Raw genomic sequence first — 17,782 nt, 5'->3', positions numbered from 1 at the left:
AGAGTGAGGTTCTCAATGTACGCGGTCATAAAAACCGGCGGCAAGCAGTACAAGGTTGCCGTTGGCGAAAAACTCAAAGTAGAACAGATACCGGCTGACATTGACGCTGAAATCACGCTCGACCAGGTTCTCGCAGTGGGCGAAGGCGAATCGATTAAGTTCGGTACGCCGCTGGTCAGTGGGGCTTCCGTCAAGGCCACCGTTGTGTCGCACGGTCGTCATGCCAAGGTCACCATCTTCAAGATGCGTCGCCGGAAGCACTACCAAAAGCACGGCGGCCACCGCCAGAACTACACTGAGCTGCGCATCGACGCGATCAACGCGTAAGCGCCTCGGTAAAGGAGCAATCAGATGGCACACAAAAAGGCAGGCGGCTCTTCCCGGAACGGCCGCGACTCCGAGTCGAAACGTCTCGGCGTGAAAGTGTACGGCGGCCAGGCGATCAACGCCGGCGGCATCATCGTGCGTCAGCGCGGCACCCGCATGCACGCTGGCGAGAACGTCGGCATGGGCAAGGATCACACCCTGTTCGCGCTGGTCGACGGCCACGTGAAGTTCGCGACCAAGGGCGCGGACAAGAAGCATACGGTCATCGTCGTTCCGGCGGCTGCCTAATTCAGGCATCCACGGGCTTCGTAGCCGAAAGGCCCCGCAGTTGTCGCGGGGCCTTTTTTATTTTGTCGCCGTGCAGGCGCGATTGGCCGGACGGCCGATTGTTCAAGCATGGCGGAGCGCGGCACAATAGCGGAAATACTGGGCGGAGTAACGAATGAAGTTCATTGACGAAGCGCGAATCGAAGTCATCGCCGGAGACGGAGGCGATGGCAGCGCGTCGATGCGCCGCGAAAAATTCGTTCCGTTCGGCGGGCCGGACGGCGGCGACGGCGGCCGGGGCGGCAGCGTCTACGCGATCGCCGACCGCAACATCAACACGCTGATCGACTACCGGTACGCGAAGAAGCACCTGGCGCGCAACGGCGAGAACGGCCGCGGCTCGGACTGCTACGGCAAGGGCGGCGACGACATCACGCTGCGCATGCCGGTCGGCACGGTCATCAACGACATGGACACCGGCGAGCTGATCGCCGACCTGACCGAGCACGACCAGAAGGTGATGCTCGCGCAGGGTGGCGCGGGCGGCCTCGGCAACCTCCATTTCAAGTCGAGCACGAACCGCGCGCCGCGCCAGAAGACCGACGGCAAGCCCGGCGAGCGGCGGATGCTGCGGCTCGAGCTGAAGGTGCTGGCCGACGTCGGCCTGCTCGGCATGCCGAACGCAGGCAAGTCGACGTTCATTTCGTCGGTGTCGAACGCGAAGCCGAAGATCGCCGATTACCCGTTCACGACGCTGGCGCCGAATCTCGGCGTCGTGCGTGTCGGGCCGAGCAAGAGCTTCGTGATCGCCGACATTCCCGGGCTGATCGAGGGCGCGGCCGAAGGCGCGGGCCTCGGGCATCAGTTCCTGCGCCACCTGCAGCGCACCGGCGTGCTGCTGCATCTGGTGGATCTCGCGCCGTTCGACGAGAACGTCGATCCAGTCGCGGAGGCGACGGCGATCGTCGGCGAGCTGCGCAAGTACGACGAGTCGCTGTACGAGAAGCCGCGCTGGCTCGTGCTCAACAAGCTCGACATGGTGCCGGAGGACGAGCGCGAGGCGCGCGTCGCGGATTTCCTCGAGCGCTTCGGCTGGGATGGCCCGGTGTTCGAGATCTCGGCGCTGACCGGCCAGGGCTGCGAGTCGCTGTGCTATGCGATCTACGACTACCTCGCGGAGCATTCCGATGCACACCGCGCGGCCGAGGCGGAAGACCTGGCGGCGGACGTGCGTTTCCGCGACGGGCAGGCGGCGTCGGACGACGCCTGAGCGGTACGTGAGCGCCGGGCGCTGGCCGTCCGGCGCCGGATTCAATCGCGCATCACATAGAGGAGACAGCGCACGATGCGTTCGATCATCGCGGATTCGAAGCGACTGGTGGTGAAAGTGGGATCCAGCCTCGTGACCAACGACGGCAAGGGGCTCGATCATGCCGCAATTGGCCGCTGGGCCGCGCAGATCGCCGCGCTGCGCGCGCAGGGCAAGGAAGTGGTGCTCGTCAGCTCGGGCGCGATCGCGGAAGGCATGCAGCGGCTCGGCTGGAGCAAGCGTCCGCGCGAGATCGACGAGCTGCAGGCCGCGGCCGCGGTCGGCCAGATGGGGCTCGCGCAGGTCTATGAAAGCCGCTTCTCCGAGCACGGCATCCGCACCGCGCAGATCCTGCTGACCCACGCCGATTTGGCGGACCGCGAACGCTACCTGAACGCGCGTTCGACGCTGCTCACGCTGCTGCGGCTCGGCGTCGTGCCGATCATCAACGAGAACGACACGGTCGTCACCGACGAAATCAAGTTCGGCGACAACGACACGCTCGGCGCGCTCGTCGCGAACCTGATCGAAGGCGATGCGCTGATCATCCTCACTGACCAGACCGGCCTGTTTACCGCCGATCCGCGCAAGGACCCGGCCGCGACGCTCGTCGCGGAAGCGAATGCGGGCGCGCCCGAACTCGAGGCGATGGCGGGCGGCGCGGGGTCGAGCCTCGGCCGCGGCGGCATGCTGACGAAGATTCTCGCGGCCAAGCGCGCGGCCCATAGCGGCGCCAACACGGTGATCGCGAGCGGGCGCGAACCCGACGTGCTCGCGCGGCTCGCGGCGGGCGAGGCGATCGGCACGCAGTTGATCGCCCGCACCGCGCGGATGGCCGCGCGCAAGCAGTGGATGGCCGATCACCTGCAGGTGCGCGGGCACGTCGTGATCGATGCCGGTGCGGTCGAGAAGCTGACGGCGGGCGGCAAGAGCCTGCTGCCGATCGGCGTGATCGACGTGCAGGGCGCGTTCGCGCGCGGCGAGGTGATCGCCTGCGTCGGGCCGGACGGGCGCGAAGTCGCGCGCGGCCTGACCAACTACAGCAGCGCGGAAACCAAGCTGATCCAGCGCAAGCCGAGCGGCGAGATCGAAACCGTGCTCGGCTACATGATGGAGCCGGAGCTGATCCACCGCGACAACCTGGTGCTCGTGTGACCTGCACGGTTCGCTGACAACCGACACGAAAAAGCCCGCGCAACGCGGGCTTTTCGCATTCGGTGACATCGCCGCCCGGCAGGCCGGCGCGATCAGCGCATCTGGTTCAGCACGGTGCGGTGATACTTGATGTTCTCGAGAATCGACTGCGTCGTGCCAGTCGGCATCTTGTTCGAGCAGAAATAGTCCTGGTAGAGCGCCGCATGGTACGCGTTCAGCTCGCCGTTCTCGATGCGTCGCCAGTCGTTTTCGACCGTGCGGTCCCAGCCGTCGTGGTCCGAGTTGAGGCCCGCATACTGGCGCCATTCGTAGGTGTCGCAGCGGATGCCCTCATAGATGACGTTGCGCGCGCCGGCCGGGCTCGTGACGACCACCGTATACCGCACGATGCCGTCAGTGCCGACCGCCAGCGACTTCGCGTCGACGAAGAACTTGAGCGGCGTGTTCTGCGACACATTGAACGACAGCAGGTCGCCCGGCGTTGGCAGCGCGGGCAGCGCGTCGACCTTGTTTTCCTTCCATTCCCCCTGGCGGTCCAGCAGATAGACGAACGTGCCGTCATCCTTGTTGGTCGGCGTATTCGAATTCGCACAGCCGGCCAGCGCGGCCGCCGCGGCGATCGACGCGAGCGCGAGAGCAATCGCTTTCAATATGCATTCCTCGTAAAAAAAGGGCGCGACACCAAGGTCGCGCCCGGTCATGCAGTCCGACTTGTCATTCGCCGAGGATCAGGCGAGGAGGCGTCTCGTCGAGCGTGCTCGCGCCTGCTTCGACCTCGGAACAGACTACCGATGTGTCGACAATCGTCAACGTCTGCCGGGGCTGCACATCCACGACGCGCGGATAGCGCGATGGACGCAAGCCCCGCGGCTTGTCGGCCCGCTGCGCCGGGCGGCGCAGGAAGCGCGACAATTCCGTCAGCGCCAACTGATAGACATCCCGCTTGAACTCGATCACCGCATCGAGCGGCACCCAGTACTCGTTCCAGCGCCACGCATCGAACTCCGGGTGGTCGGTCGCGCGCAAGCAAATGTCGCAATCGCGTCCGACCATCCGCAGCAGGAACCAGATCTGTTTCTGGCCGCGGTAATGACCGCGTACTTCACGCTTGATGAACTTGTCAGGCACCTCGTAACGCAACCAGTCGCGAGTGCGGCCGATTATCTTGACGTGTTCCGGGTGCAGGCCGGTTTCCTCGTGCAGCTCCCGGTACATCGCCTGCATGGGGGTCTCGCCGTACTTGATCCCACCTTGAGGAAACTGCCAGGAATGCTCGCGGAGCCGCTTGCCCCAAAACACCTCGTTGCGCGCGTTCAAGAGGATGATGCCGACGTTCGGGCGAAAGCCTTCACGATCCAGCATACAACCACCTTCGAATCCTTTAAAATTGCTTTGATTATAAACAGATAACGGGCGCCGCGCACCGTAACGGAGCGAATCCGCGCAGGGTGTGCCGGCTGAATTGTCCCTGAATTGTCTGCTAGGTCATCTGCGCCATCGCCGTTCGCCGCGCGCAGCTTTTTCTCATTGAATCTTTTTCGGGCGCCCCGCATGGGGCGCCGTTTTTGGAACCGTCCGCATGAAAGCTTCCCGTTTCTTTATCGGCACCCTGAAAGAAGCACCCGCCGACGCAGAGATCGTCAGCCACAAGCTGATGGTGCGCGCCGGCATGATCCGTCGCGTCGCCGGCGGCATCTATAACTACCTGCCGGTCGGCCTGCGTTCGATTCGCAAGGTCGAGGCGATCGTGCGCGAGGAAATGAACCGGGCGGGCGCGATCGAGCTGCTGATGCCGGCGGTGCAGCCGGCCGAGCTGTGGCAGGAGTCGGGCCGCTGGGAGCAGTACGGCCCCGAGCTGCTGCGCTTCAAGGACCGCAAGGACAACGACTTCGTGATCGGGCCCACGCACGAGGAAGTGATCACCGACATCGCGCGCAACCAGATTCGCAGCTACCGGCAGATGCCGGTGAACTTCTACCAGATCCAGACGAAGTTCCGCGACGAGATCCGTCCGCGTTTCGGCGTGATGCGCGGCCGCGAATTCGTCATGAAGGACGCATACTCGTTCGACAAGGACGCCGACGGCCTGAACGAGTCGTATCGCAAGATGTATGACGCATACGTGCGCATCTTCACGCGCCTCGGCCTCGAGTTCCGGCCGGTCGCGGCCGACAGCGGCTCGATCGGCGGCAACTTCTCGCACGAGTTCCACGTGATCGCCGACACCGGCGAGGACTCGATCGCCTATTGCCCGACCTCCGAATTCGCGGCGAACGTCGAGGCAGCCGAGGCGCTGCCGCTGATCGCCGAGCGCGCGGCCGCCGCCGAGCCGATGGCGAAGGTGGCGACGCCGGGCAAGGCGAAGTGCGAGGCCGTTGCCGAGCTGATGGGCATTCCGCTCGCGCGCACGATCAAGTCGATCGTGCTCGCGACCGACAACGAAGGCGCCGAGCCGACGATCTGGCTGCTGATGCTGCGCGGCGATCACGACCTCAACGAGGTCAAGGTGTCGAAGCTGCCGGGCCTGAAGAACCACCGCTTCGCGACCGAGCAGGAAATCGTCGAGTGGTTCGGCACGCCGCCGGGCTACCTCGGCCCGATCGGCACGAAGAAGCCGGTGAAGGTGATCGCCGATCGCACGGTTGCGAACATGAGCGATTTCGTCGTCGGCGCGAACGAGGTCGACTATCACATCGCCGGCGTGAACTGGGGCCGCGACCTGCCGGAGCCGGACGTCGCCGACATCCGCAACGTGCAGAAGGGCGACCCGTCGCCGGACGGCAAGGGCGTGATCGACATCTGCCGCGGCATCGAGGTCGGCCACGTGTTCCAGCTCGGCACCAAGTACTCGGAAGCGATGGGCGCGACGTTCATCGACGAGTCGGGCAAGCCGCAGCCGATGCTGATGGGCTGCTATGGCGTCGGCATCACGCGCATTCTCGGTGCGGCGATCGAACAGAACTTCGACGAGCGCGGCATCATCTGGCCGGAGTCGATCGCGCCGTTCGAAGTCGTGCTGTGCCCGATGGGCTACGACCGCAGCGACGCGGTGCGCGAGACGGCCGACAAGCTGTACGCGGAGCTGGCCGCGGCCGGCATCGACGTGATCCTCGACGACCGCGGCGAGCGCCCGGGCGTGATGTTCGCCGACTGGGAGCTGATCGGCGTGCCGCATCGCCTCGTGATCGGCGAGCGCGGCCTGAAGGAAGGCAAGATCGAGTACCAGGGCCGCCGCGATACCGAAGCGACGCTGCTGCCGGCCGACACGGCCGCGGCGACGGTCGCGGAGAAGATTCGCGCCGTGCTCGCGCGCTGAGCCTGACGCCTGGAGGATACGGTGGAATACACCTTCCTGTCGGCCACCGTGCTTCTCGTGCTGATCACCGATCCGCTCGGCAACATCCCGCTGTTCATCTCGGCGATGCGGGATGTGCCGCGCGAGCGGCGCGTGAAGCTGATCCTGCGCGAGGTCGGGATCGCGTTCGTGATCCTGCTGTTCTTCATGGTCGTGGGCGACCGCTTCCTGCGGATGATGAACCTCACCGACCTGTCGCTGCGGCTCGGCGGCGGCATCGTGCTGTTCCTGATCGCGCTGCGGATGATCTTCCCGCACCCGGACGGCGCGCTCGGCAGCGATCCGCGTGCGGGCGGCGAGCCGTTCATCGTGCCGCTCGCGATTCCGGCGCTGGCCGGGCCGTCGGCGCTCGCGACGGTGATGCTGCTGACGTCGCAGGCGCCCGGCAAGATGCTCGAATGGGCCGGCGCGCTGACGGTCACGATGATCGTCTGTGCGGTGACGCTGGTGCTGGCCGAACGGATCCAGCAGTGGCTCGGCGAGCGGACGGTCGCGGCGTTCGAGCGGCTGATGGGCCTCGTGCTCGTCGCGATCTCGGTCGAGATGATGCTGGGCGGGATCCGCGCGTTCGTACACCAGCTGTAGTCGGGCGGCACACCAATGAAAAAGCGGCGCTCCGGGCAATCCGGAGCGCCGCTTTTTTCATGCGGATCGCGCGGGCGTCAGACGTTCGCGGTCAGCGCGCGGATCGTCGGCAGGTTGCGCCAGTAGCCCTTCGCGTCCATCCCGCAGCCGAACACGTAGCGGTCGGGCACCGCGAAGCCGCAGAAATCCGGGTGCAGCGGCTTGGCCTTCGCGAGCGTCTTCTCGCACAGCACCGCCGACATGAAGCGCTTCGCGCCCATCTCGAGGATGCGGTCGCGGATCGCGGCCATCGTTTCGCCTTCGTCGAGGATGTCGTCGAGCACGAGCACGATGCGGTCCTTCACCGATTCGCGCGGCGCGACACGCCAGTGCATCTCCGGGCTGCCCTGCGTCGTGTTGCGGTAGCGGGTCAGGTGGATGTAGTCGAACTCGAGCGGGAAATCGAGATGCGGCAGCAGCATCCCGGTAAACACCGCGGCGCCGCCCATCACCGAGAGGACGAGCGGGAACGCGTCGCCGATCTCGGCGCGGATCGCGTCGGCCATCCGGGCGATCGACGCGTTGACGGCGTCGGCCGAGACGATCTCTTCGGAGTGGTCGAAAATGTGGAGGGCTTCTTCGCGGTTCATGGGTTCTGGCGGGCAGTCGGTATACAAATAAGAATGAAGCAGATCGGGCGGCGCGCGCTACAGCAAAAACCCGCGCGCCGGCCGACGGGCGGAATCAGCGCAGGCCGGGCATCATGCCCTTCAGGCCGCGCATCATCTTCTGCATGTTGCCGCCCTTCAGCTTCTTCATCATCGTACGCATCTGGTCGTACTGGTTCAGCATCCGGTTGACTTCCTGCACCGGCACGCCCGCGCCGGCGGCAATGCGGCGCTTGCGCGTCGCCTTGATGATCTCGGGTTTCGCGCGCTCGGCGGGCGTCATCGAGCTGATGATCCCTTCCATTCGGCGGATCTGCTTTTCGGCCTGGCCCATGTCGGCGCCGGCGGCCGCCTGCTGGAACTGCGCGGGCAATTTATCCATCAGCGACGACAGGCCGCCCATGTTCTTCATCTGCGAGATCTGCGCGCGGAAATCGTTCAGGTCGAAGTCGCCGCCTTTCTTGACCTTGTCGGCGAGCTTCTGCGCGGCCTGCACGTCGACGCCGCGCTGCGCTTCCTCGACGAGCGCGAGGATGTCGCCCATGCCGAGGATCCGGTTCGCCATCCGGTCGGGATGGAAGATCTCGAGGCCGTCGAGCTTCTCGGCGACGCCGACGAACTTGATCGGCTTGCCCGTGATGTGGCGCACCGACAGTGCAGCGCCGCCGCGCGAATCGCCGTCGAGCTTGGTCAGCACGACGCCCGTGAGCGGCAGCGCGTCGTTGAACGCCTTCGCGGTATTGACGGCATCCTGGCCGAGCATCGCGTCGACGACGAACAGCGTTTCGGCCGGCTTCAGCGTGCCGTGCAGCGCCGCGATCTCCTGCATCATCGCTTCGTCGATGCCGAGACGGCCGGCCGTATCGACGATCAGCACGTCATGGTAGTGGCGCTTCGCCCAGTCGACCGCGGCGACCGCGATGTCGACCGGCTTCTGGTCCGGCGTGGACGGGAAGAAGTCGGCGCCGACCTGTTCGCTCACCGTTTTCAGCTGCATGATCGCGGCGGGACGGTACACGTCGCACGACACGGTCAGCACCTTTTTCTTGTACTTCTCGCGCAGCAGCTTCGCGAGCTTGCCGACGGTCGTGGTCTTGCCCGCGCCCTGCAGGCCGGCCATCAGGATCACCGCGGGCGGCGTGACGGCGAGGTTCAGCTCGGCGGCCTTGCCTTCGTAGTCGCCGCCGATCACGGCGGTCAGTTCCTTCTGGACCACGCCGACGAGCGCCTGGCCCGGCGACAGGCTGCTGATCACTTCCTCGCCGAGCGCCTTTTCCTTGACCTTGGCGATGAATTCGCGGACGACGGGCAGCGCGACGTCGGCTTCGAGGAGCGCAAGACGCACCTCGCGGAGCATCTCCTGCGTGTTCGCCTCGGTAAGCCGGGCCTCGCCGCGCAGCGTCTTGACGACGCGCGCCATCCGTTGAGTGAGATTGTCGAGCATGGGGAGCGATGGACAGTGGGGCCCGAAGGCGCGGCGGGCTGAACAAGGGAGCCGTCGCGGGAAGGGGGCCTAGTGTAAACTTCGAACATGGATATTGTACTGTATGCCCTCACCGCATTCCTGTACGGCGGCCTCGCCGTCGCAGGCTGGCGCGCGCACCGCCAGGGCGCCGCAGCGCCGCTCGTCGCGAGCGTGCCGGCCGTGCCGGTTCCCGCGTCCGCCGCGTCCGGCATGAGCGGGGCGGGCCGCGCGCTGCTGTTCGCCGCGCTGGTTGCGCACGGCGTGCTGCTCCACATGACGATCTTCCCGCACGACGCGATGGTGTTCGGCTTCGCGTTCGCGCTGTCCGCGATGTTCTGGCTCGGCGCCGGCATCTACTGGATCGAGAGCTTCTTCTTCCCGCTCGACAGCCTGCGCCTGCTCGTGCTGCCGCTTGCGTGCGGCGCGTCGCTGCTGCCGCTCGTGTTCGGCGGCGTACGGGTGCTGCCTTATGCCGCAGCGCCGCTGTTCAAGCTGCACTTCCTGATCGCGAACATCGCGTACGGGCTGTTCGCGATCGCGGCGCTGCACGCGGTCCTGATGCTGATGGTCGAGCGGCGCCTGCAGTCGCTGCGCAGCGGCGGGCGCGACGGCTCGACGGGCTGGATCGCGAGCTGGCTCGAGACGCTGCCGCCGCTGCTCACGCTCGAGAAGCTGCTGTTCCGCCTGATCGGTGCGGGCTTCGTGCTGCTGACGCTGACGCTCGCGTCCGGGATCCTGTTCAGCGAGCAGGTCGACGCGCGCGCGTTGCGGCTCGACCACAAGACCGTGTTCGCGATCGTGTCGTGGCTGATGTTCGGTGCGCTGCTGGTCGCGCGCCGGACGTCGGGCTGGCGCGGGCGCGGCGCCGCGCGCTGGGTGCTCGCGTCGTTCGGCGCGCTGCTGCTCGCGTATGTCGGCAGCCGGTTCGTATTCGAGGTGCTGCTGCACCGCTCCGTGGTTTGATCGACTGACTTTCGATGCGACAGATTCTTCTCCTCATCCTGCTGTTCTTCGCGACCTCGTGGGTCGCGCGCAAGCTGCGCCAGGCACAGGCGCGCGCCGGGCGCGACGCGGGGCCGGGCGGCGCTGCGCCGGGCCACGGCGGCGGTGCGGGCGCCACGCGCGCCGGCGGTGCGCAGTCGCTCCCCGAGCCGATGGTGCGCTGTGCCGAATGCGGCGTGCACGCACCGAAGGGCGACGCGATCGTCGCGGGCGGCGAAACCTTTTGCAGCGCCGAGCACGCGCAGCGCCACGCCGCACGCGCGAGCGACCGCGACGCGCGATGAGCGGCGGGGCATCCCTTTCGATCGACGCACACGGCTGGGTGCGCGAAGCGCGCCATGCGCCGTCGCCGAACTTCGAGGCGCGGCCCGCGGGTGCGGTGCCGACGCTCGTCGTCGTCCACAACATCAGCCTGCCGCCCGGCGAGTTCGGCGGCGACGCGATCGAGGCGCTGTTCCTGAATCGCCTCGACTGCGACGCGCACCCTTATTACCAGGCCCATCTGCGCGGCGTGCGCGTGTCCGCGCACTTCCTGATCCGCCGCGACGGCGAGCTCGTGCAGTTCGTGTCGTGCGACGAACGGGCGTGGCATGCGGGCGCGTCCGATTTCTTCGGCCGGCCGCGCTGCAACGACTTCTCGATCGGCATCGAGCTCGAGGGCGCGGACGACGTGCCGTTCGAGGCCGCGCAATATGCGACGCTCGCCGCGCTCGCGCGCACGCTCGCCGGCCGCTATCCGGTCGATGCGATCGCCGGTCACGCCGACGTCGCGCCGGGCCGCAAGACCGACCCCGGTCCGCACTTCGATTGGCAACGCTTCGCGAGCGATGCCGGCTTTTCCGCCGAATACTTTCCTTACCGGCAGCACTGATCGCGGGGTTTTTCGACCCGTAAATTTTTTTTCTCCGACCAATGCCTTGCCGCGCCTGCGCGCGAGCGATGTCAAGGCCTTTGGCGCAAATTATCCAGTTGGACGACGTCCGAATGTCCACTATACTTGGTGCCAGTTGAGCAGTTCTGCACTAGATATAGTGTGTGTCGCAGGGAAAACCCGGGCGACACGAACCGGCGGGCAACGCCGGCGGACAGAGTTCTCAGGGCGACGCGTCAGGCCGGCGGTCCGGGCGTCGCGATCAGCGCAGCGAGTGTCGACGGGGCACAGGACACATGACGAAGCACCACACCGGATCACGTGCAGCACGACGGACGAACCGGCCCCCTCGACGCATCGCTCGCGTCTTACCGCTCGCGCACCGCATTGCGCAGCGATCGTTTTAATCCGCGGTTCCCCCCGCATCACCCAACACCAGGAGCTTTGCACATGCAAACCACCGACAACGCGACGTCGCAATTCGAGAGCGCGTCGAGCCGTCCTCTCGGCGGCGCCGAACAAGGCGCGCAGGCGCTCGCGCCGCAGGCCACGTTCGCCGACTACAAGGTGATCCGCCGCAACGGCAGCGTGGTGTCGTTCGAGCCGTCGAAGATCGCGATCGCGGTGACCAAGGCTTTCCTGGCCGTCAACGGTGGGCAGGGCGCGGCATCGGCACGCGTGCGCGAACTGGTCGAGCAGCTGACGCACAACGTGGTGCGCGCGCTCGTGCGCAGCCGTCCGAACGGCGGCACGTTCCATATCGAGGACATCCAGGACCAGGTCGAACTGGCGCTGATGCGCGGCGGCGAGCACAACGTCGCGCGCGCGTACGTGCTGTACCGCGAGAAGCGCCACCTCGAGCGCCAGCACGCGGGCGAGGAAGCGGCCGCGGCGGAAACGGGCGGCGGCGCCATCAACGTGATCGACAACGGCGTCACGCGCCCGCTCGACCTGAACGCGCTGCGCGCGCTGATCGTGTCGGCGTGCGACGGCCTCGGCTCTGCGGTTAACCCTGACCCGATCGTCGCGGAGACGGTGAAGAACCTGTACGACGGCGTGCCGATGAGCCAGGTCTACGACTCGGCGATCCTGGCCGCGCGCACGATGATCGAGAAGGATCCGGCATACAGCCAGGTCACGGCCCGCATCCTGCTGCACACGATCCGCCGCGAGATCCTCGGCGAGGAAGTGGTCCAGGCCGAAATGTCGACCCGCTACGCGGAGTACTTCCCGCAGTTCCTGAAGCGCGGCGTCGACGCCGGTCTGCTCGACGACAAGCTGCTGCAGTTCGACCTGAAGCGCCTCGGCGAGGCGCTCGACGCGAACCGCGACCTGCAGTTCGGCTACCTCGGCCTGCAGACGCTGTACGACCGCTACTTCCTGCACGTCGACGGCTCCCGCATCGAAATGCCGCAGGCATTCTTCATGCGCGTCGCGATGGGCCTGTCGCTGAACGAGATCGACCGCGAGACGCGCGCGATCGAGTTCTACAACGTGCTGTCGAGCTTCGACTTCATGAGCTCGACGCCGACGCTGTTCAACTCGGGCACCCACCGCTCGCAGCTGTCGTCGTGCTACCTGACGACGGTCGCGGACGATCTGGACGGCATCTATGAAGCACTGAAGGAAAACGCGCTGCTGTCGAAGTTCGCCGGCGGCCTCGGCAACGACTGGACCCGCGTGCGTGCGCTCGGCTCGCATATCAAGGGCACGAACGGCAAGTCGCAGGGCGTCGTGCCGTTCCTGAAGGTCGTCAACGACACCGCGGTCGCGGTCAACCAGGGCGGCAAGCGCAAGGGCGCGGTGTGCGCGTACCTGGAATCCTGGCACCTCGACATCGAGGAGTTCCTCGAGCTGCGCAAGAACACCGGCGACGATCGCCGCCGCACGCACGACATGAACACGGCGAACTGGATTCCCGACCTGTTCATGAAGCGCGTGATGGAAGGCGGTGAATGGACGCTGTTCTCGCCGTCGACCTGCCCGGACCTGCACGACAAGTTCGGCGCCGAGTTCGAGGCGGCCTACACGGCGTACGAGGACAAGGTTGCCCGCGGCGAGATCAAGCTGTTCAAGAAGATCCCGGCGCAGCAGCTGTGGCGCAAGATGCTCGGCATGCTGTTCGAGACCGGCCACCCGTGGATCACGTTCAAGGATCCGTGCAACATCCGTTCGCCGCAGCAGCACGTCGGCGTCGTCCACTCGTCGAACCTGTGCACGGAAATCACGCTGAACACCAGCGACACCGAAATCGCGGTCTGCAACCTGGGCTCGGTGAACCTGCTCGCGCACCTGGTGAAGCAGGCGGACGGCAGCTACGCGCTCGACCACGACAAGCTGAAGCGCACGATCAGCGTCGCGATGCGCATGCTCGACAACGTGATCGACATCAACTACTACGCGGTGCCGAAGGCGCGTAACTCGAACCTGAAGCACCGCCCGGTCGGCCTGGGCATCATGGGCTTCCAGGACTGCCTGCACCTGCTGCGCACGCCGTACGCGTCGCAAGCGGCGGTCGAGTTCGCCGACCGTTCGATGGAAGCGGTCTGCTACTACGCGTACTACGCGTCGACCGAGCTGGCCGAGGAGCGCGGCCGCTACTCAAGCTACCGCGGCTCGCTGTGGGATCGCGGCATCCTCCCGCAGGACACGCTGAAGCTGCTGACGGAAGCGCGCGGCGGCTACGTCGAGGTCGACACGTCGGAGTCGCTCGACTGGACGACGCTGCGTTCGCGGATCGCCGCGCACGGCATGCGCAACTCGAACTGCGTCGCGATCGCGCCGACGGCGACGATCTCGAACATCATCGGCGTGTCGGCGTGCATCGAGCCGACCTTCCAGAACCTGTACGTGAAGTCGAACCTGTCGGGCGAATTCACGGTGGTCAACGAGTTCCTGGTGCGCGACCTGAAGGAGCGCGGCCTGTGGGACGAAGTGATGGTCGCCGACCTGAAGTACTTCGACGGCATGCTGTCGCGCATCGACCGCATCCCGGCCGACCTGCGCGCGATCTACGCGACCGCGTTCGAAGTCGACCCGACGTGGCTGGTCGAGGCGGCATCGCGCCGTCAGAAGTGGATCGACCAGGCGCAGTCGCTGAACATCTACATGGGCGGCGCGTCGGGCAAGAAGCTCGACGAGGTCTACAAGCTCGCGTGGCTGCGCGGCCTGAAGACGACGTACTACCTGCGCACGATGGCGGCGACGCACGTCGAGAAGTCGACGGTCGCGCACGGCGCGCTGAACGCGGTGCCGTCGAGCGGCGGCGTGAGCGGCGGTGGCGCGCAGGGCGCAGCCGGCGGCTTCGGCGCGGCGGGCGGCGAAGCGTCGTCGTCGGGCGCGGTGAACGCGGCGCCGGTCGAGGCGGAAGGCCCGGTGTGCATGATGCGTCCGGGCGACCCGGGCTTCGACGAGTGCGAAGCGTGCCAGTAACGCAACGCGCCTGACTCGGCGAGGCTCCGGGCGGCGCGCACTGCAACCGATAAAGGTTGAAGTGCGCGCCGCTCTCAACTAAAAAAATGATAAGGAATCTGTAACGCGCCACGCGCGTTGCAGGCAGTGACAAGCGATCGAAACAACCCCGACGGCGTCGTGTTTCGATCAGCGTTCGATGCGTCGAGCGCACCTCGCGATACACGCGCGTCACACGTCACGCGCGGCACGAACGACGATGCGTTGCTCAAAGTGTTGTATCGAGGTCGCAACGCGAATCGAAAAAGGGATTTTTCGTGAGCGAACCCTTTTATCGCTCAGGAAAAGATGGTACAAACCGTTCTAAATTGATGGTGAGAATTTATGCTCAACTGGGATGACGAGAAGACTGCCGTAACTCCCGCGAGCGGAGCGCAGCAAAACGCGATGCGCACCCCCGCAGGAACGGCTGTCGGAATGCAGGCCGCAGCGCCTGCCGCCCAACAGGCTCGTGACATTTTCGAAGGCGATCTCGCGGTGCCGCCGCAAGCATCGGCTGTTCCCGCTGCGGCTTCGGAAGCACGGGTCAATGTCGCCGACAAGCGCATCATCAACGGCCAGACCGACGTCAATCAGCTGGTGCCGTTCAAGTACAAGTGGGCGTGGGAAAAGTATCTGGCGGGTTGTGCGAACCACTGGATGCCGCAGGAAATCAACATGTCCCGCGACATCGCGCTGTGGAAGGATCCGAACGGCCTGACCGAAGACGAGCGCCGCATCGTCAAGCGTAACCTCGGCTTCTTCGTGACGGCCGACTCGCTGGCGGCGAACAACATCGTGCTCGGCACGTACCGTCACATCACGGCGCCCGAGTGCCGGCAGTTCCTGCTGCGCCAGGCGTTCGAAGAGGCGATCCACACGCACGCGTACCAATATATTGTCGAATCGCTCGGTCTCGACGAAGGCGAGATCTTCAACGCGTACCACGAGGTCGCGTCGATTCGCGCGAAAGACGAATTCCTGATCCCGTTCATCCACACGCTGACGGACCCGGCCTTCAAGACCGGTACGCTCGAGGCGGATCAGAAGCTGCTGAAGTCGCTGATCGTGTTCGCCTGCATCATGGAAGGCCTGTTCTTCTATGTCGGGTTCACGCAGATTCTCGCGCTCGGCCGCCAGAACAAGATGACGGGTGCTGCAGAGCAATATCAGTACATCCTGCGCGACGAGTCGATGCACTGCAATTTCGGCATCGACCTGATCAACCAGATCAAGCTCGAGAACCCGCATCTCTGGACCGCGGAATTCCGCGCGGAGATCCGCGAGCTGTTCAAGCAGGCTGTCGATCTCGAATACCGCTACGCCGAGGACACGATGCCGCGCGGCGTGCTGGGTTTGAACGCGTCGATGTTCAAGAGCTATCTGCGCTTCATCTGCAACCGCCGTTGCCAGCAGATCGGCCTCGACCCGCTGTACCCGAACGAGGAAAACCCGTTCCCGTGGATGAGCGAGATGATCGACCTGAAGAAGGAACGCAACTTCTTCGAGACGCGAGTGATCGAGTATCAGACGGGTGGCGCGCTGTCCTGGGAATAACCCGCAGCAGCGACTCACGTCATGACGATGTAAGGCCGGCGCCACGCGGCGCCGGCACAAGGTTTAGGAGCAAGAACGCCTGATGCAAAGCACGCCCGGTGCCTTAGCGGCCCAACGATACGACAGGCACTTTGCGAACCCTTCAGTGGGATGGGCAAACTTCCCTCCGGAAAAAGCGGACAGCCGTGTGGCGATCCGCTTGATCAAGCGATCTGGGGTGGCGGCGCGTGGCGCGTCGGCCGCCGACTTGATTTGGCGCGCGAGGCCCGATGGCCACGCGCGCCATACCGTATTCATTAGCGTAAGCGCGTGGTATCCGCGTACGCCGATGAATAGCCCGCTTCGAAGCGCACGTCCTGAACAGCGTCCGCGGGAAGCGGGTTTTGACGAAGGGTGTAGTTTGAACTGACTCTCATCTGAACCTGAAGGAGAACAACATGGCACTCGCCAAGAAGAAACCGGCTGCGAAGAAGGCAGCTGCGAAGAAGACCGTTGCCAAGAAGGCTGCTGCGCCGGCGAAGAAGGCCGCTGCAGTGAAGAAGGTTGCTGCCAAGAAGGTCGCGGTGAAGAAGGTTGCTGCAAAGAAGGCAGCACCGGCGAAGAAGGCAGCGGCCAAGAAAGTCGCAGTGAAGAAGGTTGCCGCGAAGAAGGTTGCTGCGAAGAAAGTCGCAGTGAAGAAGGTTGCTGCGAAGAAGGCGGCACCGGCGAAGAAGGCCGCAGCGAAGAAAGTCGCCGCGAAGAAGGTTGCAGTGAAGAAGGTCGCGGCCAAGAAGGCTGCACCGGCGAAGAAGGCTGCTGCGAAGAAGGCCGCACCGGCGAAGAAGGCTGCTGCGAAGAAGGCTGCGCCTGCCAAGAAGGCTGCTGCGAAGAAGGCCGCGCCCGCGAAGAAGGCTGCTGCGCCCAAGGCGGCTGCGCCCGCGAAGACCGCTGCTGCTGCCCCGAAGAAGGCCGCTGCGCCGAAGAAGGCTGCTGCACCGAAGAAGGCAGTCGTGAAGAAGGCCGCACCGGCGACGACCGCGTCGACGGCATCGGTTGCGCCGGCATCGGGCGTGAAGACCGCGCTCAACCCGGCAGCAGCATGGCCGTTCCCGACCGGCAGCCGTCCGTAATCGCGGACCGCACCCACTACCCGGACACTCATGCGGTGTCCGCGGGTTGAGTAGCGCTACTCAATCGACCCCGCCATCTGGCTCAGGTGGCGGGTTTTTTTTCGTCCGCGCGTGCCGCGCTACGGCGTCCGGGCGAAAAAAAACGCATGCGCAACTTCGCGCATGCGTTCGACCGCGGCTTGCGCCGCGTGCTGAGGATACCGGTCAGTGCGTGACGCGGGTGACGCCGCCGCTCGACAGCAGCCGCACGCGCTCGCCGGCGCGGAATGCTTCGCCGCTCGCCGCTTGCGTGATCGAGCGCAGGTCGCCGTTGTCGAGGCGCACGGTGATCTCGACACCATTCGCCGTGCTGAGGTTTTCGCCGATCGCATTGCCCGCGACCGCGCCGGCGAGGCCGCCCGCGATGGCGGTCAGGATCGAGCCCTTGCCGCCGCCGATCGCGCTGCCGGCAACCGCGCCGAGTGCGCCGCCGCCGAGTGTGCCAACCGCGCTGCCGGCGCCTTCGGACTGGATGCGCACCGCGCGAACGCTCTCGACCGTACCCATCCGCACGGTCTGCTCGCGTTGCGCCTGGCCGACGCTATAGACGTCGGCCGAACCCGGCGGCGTGAAGCAGCCTGCCAGCGTCAGCGTGGCGGTCAGCATGGCCCCGAGCGTGAGGGTTTTCTTCATCAACATTTCTG

The 17,782-nt window shown here is 65.7% G+C and carries 18 protein-coding genes; 13 read left to right on the top strand and 5 right to left on the bottom strand.

What is annotated here, in order from left to right; all coding sequences use genetic code 11:
* Nucleotides 1–15 precede the first annotated feature (15 nt).
* The 4 genes from rplU to proB all read left to right on the top strand — a co-directional run bounded on the left by rplU (nucleotide 16) and on the right by proB (nucleotide 3,058).
* Complete coding sequence (gene rplU, locus ABFO07_RS16805; RefSeq protein WP_006025184.1) at nucleotides 16–327, top strand: 50S ribosomal protein L21; 312 nt, start codon at nucleotides 16–18, stop codon at nucleotides 325–327.
* Nucleotides 328–351: 24 nt separating this feature from the next.
* A complete protein-coding gene (rpmA, locus tag ABFO07_RS16800; RefSeq protein ID WP_006400419.1) occupies nucleotides 352–615 on the top strand; it encodes a 50S ribosomal protein L27 in 264 nt (87 codons plus the stop codon).
* 154 nt (nucleotides 616–769) lie between these two features.
* Entirely contained in the window at nucleotides 770–1,864 is a 1,095-nt protein-coding gene (gene cgtA / locus ABFO07_RS16795) for an Obg family GTPase CgtA (protein ID WP_059564577.1), read from the top strand.
* Between the two features lie 75 nt (nucleotides 1,865–1,939).
* Nucleotides 1,940–3,058, top strand: a complete 1,119-nt coding sequence (gene proB / locus ABFO07_RS16790; RefSeq protein ID WP_059564576.1) for a glutamate 5-kinase — start codon at nucleotides 1,940–1,942, stop codon at nucleotides 3,056–3,058.
* A 92-nt stretch (nucleotides 3,059–3,150) separates the two neighbouring features.
* Here proB and ABFO07_RS16785 read toward each other — a convergent pair whose 3' ends face one another.
* Nucleotides 3,151–3,759, bottom strand: coding sequence for a CNP1-like family protein (locus tag ABFO07_RS16785; RefSeq protein WP_059564575.1), 609 nt, complete (start codon nucleotides 3,757–3,759; stop codon nucleotides 3,151–3,153).
* 13 nt (nucleotides 3,760–3,772) lie between these two features.
* Nucleotides 3,773–4,420 (bottom strand): RNA pyrophosphohydrolase, encoded by a 648-nt coding sequence (locus tag ABFO07_RS16780; protein ID WP_059878713.1) that lies wholly within the window; start codon nucleotides 4,418–4,420, stop codon nucleotides 3,773–3,775.
* Between the two features lie 217 nt (nucleotides 4,421–4,637).
* Here ABFO07_RS16780 and ABFO07_RS16775 point away from each other — a divergent pair, with 217 nt between their 5' ends.
* On the top strand, nucleotides 4,638–6,374 hold the full coding sequence (locus tag ABFO07_RS16775) for a proline--tRNA ligase (protein WP_060271548.1): 1,737 nt from the start codon (nucleotides 4,638–4,640) through the stop codon (nucleotides 6,372–6,374).
* A gap of 21 nt (nucleotides 6,375–6,395) precedes the next feature.
* Complete coding sequence (locus ABFO07_RS16770; protein ID WP_026045027.1) at nucleotides 6,396–6,998, top strand: MarC family protein; 603 nt, start codon at nucleotides 6,396–6,398, stop codon at nucleotides 6,996–6,998.
* 77 nt (nucleotides 6,999–7,075) lie between these two features.
* Here ABFO07_RS16770 and ABFO07_RS16765 read toward each other — a convergent pair whose 3' ends face one another.
* Both ABFO07_RS16765 and ffh read right to left on the bottom strand, forming a co-directional pair.
* Nucleotides 7,076–7,627 carry a hypoxanthine-guanine phosphoribosyltransferase gene (locus ABFO07_RS16765; protein ID WP_017333491.1) on the bottom strand — a complete coding sequence of 184 codons (552 nt, stop codon included), beginning with the start codon at nucleotides 7,625–7,627 and terminating at the stop codon, nucleotides 7,076–7,078.
* A gap of 94 nt (nucleotides 7,628–7,721) precedes the next feature.
* Complete coding sequence (gene ffh / locus ABFO07_RS16760) at nucleotides 7,722–9,089, bottom strand: signal recognition particle protein (RefSeq protein ID WP_059564572.1); 1,368 nt, start codon at nucleotides 9,087–9,089, stop codon at nucleotides 7,722–7,724.
* 87 nt (nucleotides 9,090–9,176) lie between these two features.
* Here ffh and ABFO07_RS16755 point away from each other — a divergent pair, with 87 nt between their 5' ends.
* The 7 genes from ABFO07_RS16755 (at nucleotide 9,177) to ABFO07_RS16725 (ending at nucleotide 17,099) form a co-directional block, all read left to right on the top strand.
* Nucleotides 9,177–10,073 carry a cytochrome C assembly family protein gene (locus ABFO07_RS16755; RefSeq protein WP_059878718.1) on the top strand — a complete coding sequence of 299 codons (897 nt, stop codon included), beginning with the start codon at nucleotides 9,177–9,179 and terminating at the stop codon, nucleotides 10,071–10,073.
* Between the two features lie 14 nt (nucleotides 10,074–10,087).
* Nucleotides 10,088–10,396 (top strand): PP0621 family protein, encoded by a 309-nt coding sequence (locus tag ABFO07_RS16750; RefSeq protein ID WP_059564570.1) that lies wholly within the window; start codon nucleotides 10,088–10,090, stop codon nucleotides 10,394–10,396.
* Nucleotides 10,393–10,983 (top strand): 1,6-anhydro-N-acetylmuramyl-L-alanine amidase AmpD, encoded by a 591-nt coding sequence (gene ampD, locus ABFO07_RS16745; RefSeq protein ID WP_059984888.1) that lies wholly within the window; start codon nucleotides 10,393–10,395, stop codon nucleotides 10,981–10,983. The genes ABFO07_RS16750 and ampD overlap by 4 nt, the downstream gene beginning before the upstream one ends.
* Before the next feature lie 450 nt (nucleotides 10,984–11,433).
* On the top strand, nucleotides 11,434–14,415 hold the full coding sequence (locus ABFO07_RS16740) for a ribonucleoside-diphosphate reductase subunit alpha (protein ID WP_059564568.1): 2,982 nt from the start codon (nucleotides 11,434–11,436) through the stop codon (nucleotides 14,413–14,415).
* A 363-nt stretch (nucleotides 14,416–14,778) separates the two neighbouring features.
* Entirely contained in the window at nucleotides 14,779–15,990 is a 1,212-nt protein-coding gene (locus tag ABFO07_RS16735) for a ribonucleotide-diphosphate reductase subunit beta (RefSeq protein WP_059564567.1), read from the top strand.
* 82 nt (nucleotides 15,991–16,072) lie between these two features.
* The gene (locus tag ABFO07_RS16730; protein WP_081059754.1) at nucleotides 16,073–16,399 is read left to right on the top strand and encodes a hypothetical protein; all 327 of its coding nucleotides are present in this window, start codon (nucleotides 16,073–16,075) and stop codon (nucleotides 16,397–16,399) included.
* Nucleotides 16,400–16,427: 28 nt separating this feature from the next.
* On the top strand, nucleotides 16,428–17,099 hold the full coding sequence (locus ABFO07_RS16725; protein ID WP_060016483.1) for a histone H1-like DNA-binding protein: 672 nt from the start codon (nucleotides 16,428–16,430) through the stop codon (nucleotides 17,097–17,099).
* A 204-nt stretch (nucleotides 17,100–17,303) separates the two neighbouring features.
* Here ABFO07_RS16725 and ABFO07_RS16720 read toward each other — a convergent pair whose 3' ends face one another.
* Complete coding sequence (locus ABFO07_RS16720) at nucleotides 17,304–17,777, bottom strand: glycine zipper 2TM domain-containing protein (protein ID WP_017333499.1); 474 nt, start codon at nucleotides 17,775–17,777, stop codon at nucleotides 17,304–17,306.
* Between the last annotated feature and the right edge of the window lie 5 nt (nucleotides 17,778–17,782).

Source organism: Burkholderia stagnalis, from assembly GCF_039848545.1.
GTDB classification, from domain to species: Bacteria; Pseudomonadota; Gammaproteobacteria; order Burkholderiales; family Burkholderiaceae; genus Burkholderia; species Burkholderia stagnalis.
Note: the sequence above shows the minus strand (reverse complement) of the source record. Positions and strands in the feature narration are given on the sequence as shown.

Coding starts and splice junctions, on each gene's coding strand:
- ABFO07_RS16740 (WP_059564568.1), top strand. CDS start 11,434: ATGCAAACCACCGACAACGCGACGTCGCAATTCGAGAGCGCGTCGAGC.
- ABFO07_RS16730 (WP_081059754.1), top strand. CDS start 16,073: ATGCAAAGCACGCCCGGTGCCTTAGCGGCCCAACGATACGACAGGCAC.
- ampD (WP_059984888.1), top strand. CDS start 10,393: ATGAGCGGCGGGGCATCCCTTTCGATCGACGCACACGGCTGGGTGCGC.
- ABFO07_RS16780 (WP_059878713.1), bottom strand. CDS start 4,420: ATGCTGGATCGTGAAGGCTTTCGCCCGAACGTCGGCATCATCCTCTTG.
- ABFO07_RS16720 (WP_017333499.1), bottom strand. CDS start 17,777: ATGTTGATGAAGAAAACCCTCACGCTCGGGGCCATGCTGACCGCCACG.
- ffh (WP_059564572.1), bottom strand. CDS start 9,089: ATGCTCGACAATCTCACTCAACGGATGGCGCGCGTCGTCAAGACGCTG.
- ABFO07_RS16775 (WP_060271548.1), top strand. CDS start 4,638: ATGAAAGCTTCCCGTTTCTTTATCGGCACCCTGAAAGAAGCACCCGCC.
- ABFO07_RS16785 (WP_059564575.1), bottom strand. CDS start 3,759: ATGACCGGGCGCGACCTTGGTGTCGCGCCCTTTTTTTACGAGGAATGC.
- ABFO07_RS16735 (WP_059564567.1), top strand. CDS start 14,779: ATGCTCAACTGGGATGACGAGAAGACTGCCGTAACTCCCGCGAGCGGA.
- ABFO07_RS16755 (WP_059878718.1), top strand. CDS start 9,177: ATGGATATTGTACTGTATGCCCTCACCGCATTCCTGTACGGCGGCCTC.
- rplU (WP_006025184.1), top strand. CDS start 16: ATGTACGCGGTCATAAAAACCGGCGGCAAGCAGTACAAGGTTGCCGTT.
- proB (WP_059564576.1), top strand. CDS start 1,940: ATGCGTTCGATCATCGCGGATTCGAAGCGACTGGTGGTGAAAGTGGGA.
- rpmA (WP_006400419.1), top strand. CDS start 352: ATGGCACACAAAAAGGCAGGCGGCTCTTCCCGGAACGGCCGCGACTCC.
- ABFO07_RS16750 (WP_059564570.1), top strand. CDS start 10,088: ATGCGACAGATTCTTCTCCTCATCCTGCTGTTCTTCGCGACCTCGTGG.
- cgtA (WP_059564577.1), top strand. CDS start 770: ATGAAGTTCATTGACGAAGCGCGAATCGAAGTCATCGCCGGAGACGGA.
- ABFO07_RS16765 (WP_017333491.1), bottom strand. CDS start 7,627: ATGAACCGCGAAGAAGCCCTCCACATTTTCGACCACTCCGAAGAGATC.
- ABFO07_RS16725 (WP_060016483.1), top strand. CDS start 16,428: ATGGCACTCGCCAAGAAGAAACCGGCTGCGAAGAAGGCAGCTGCGAAG.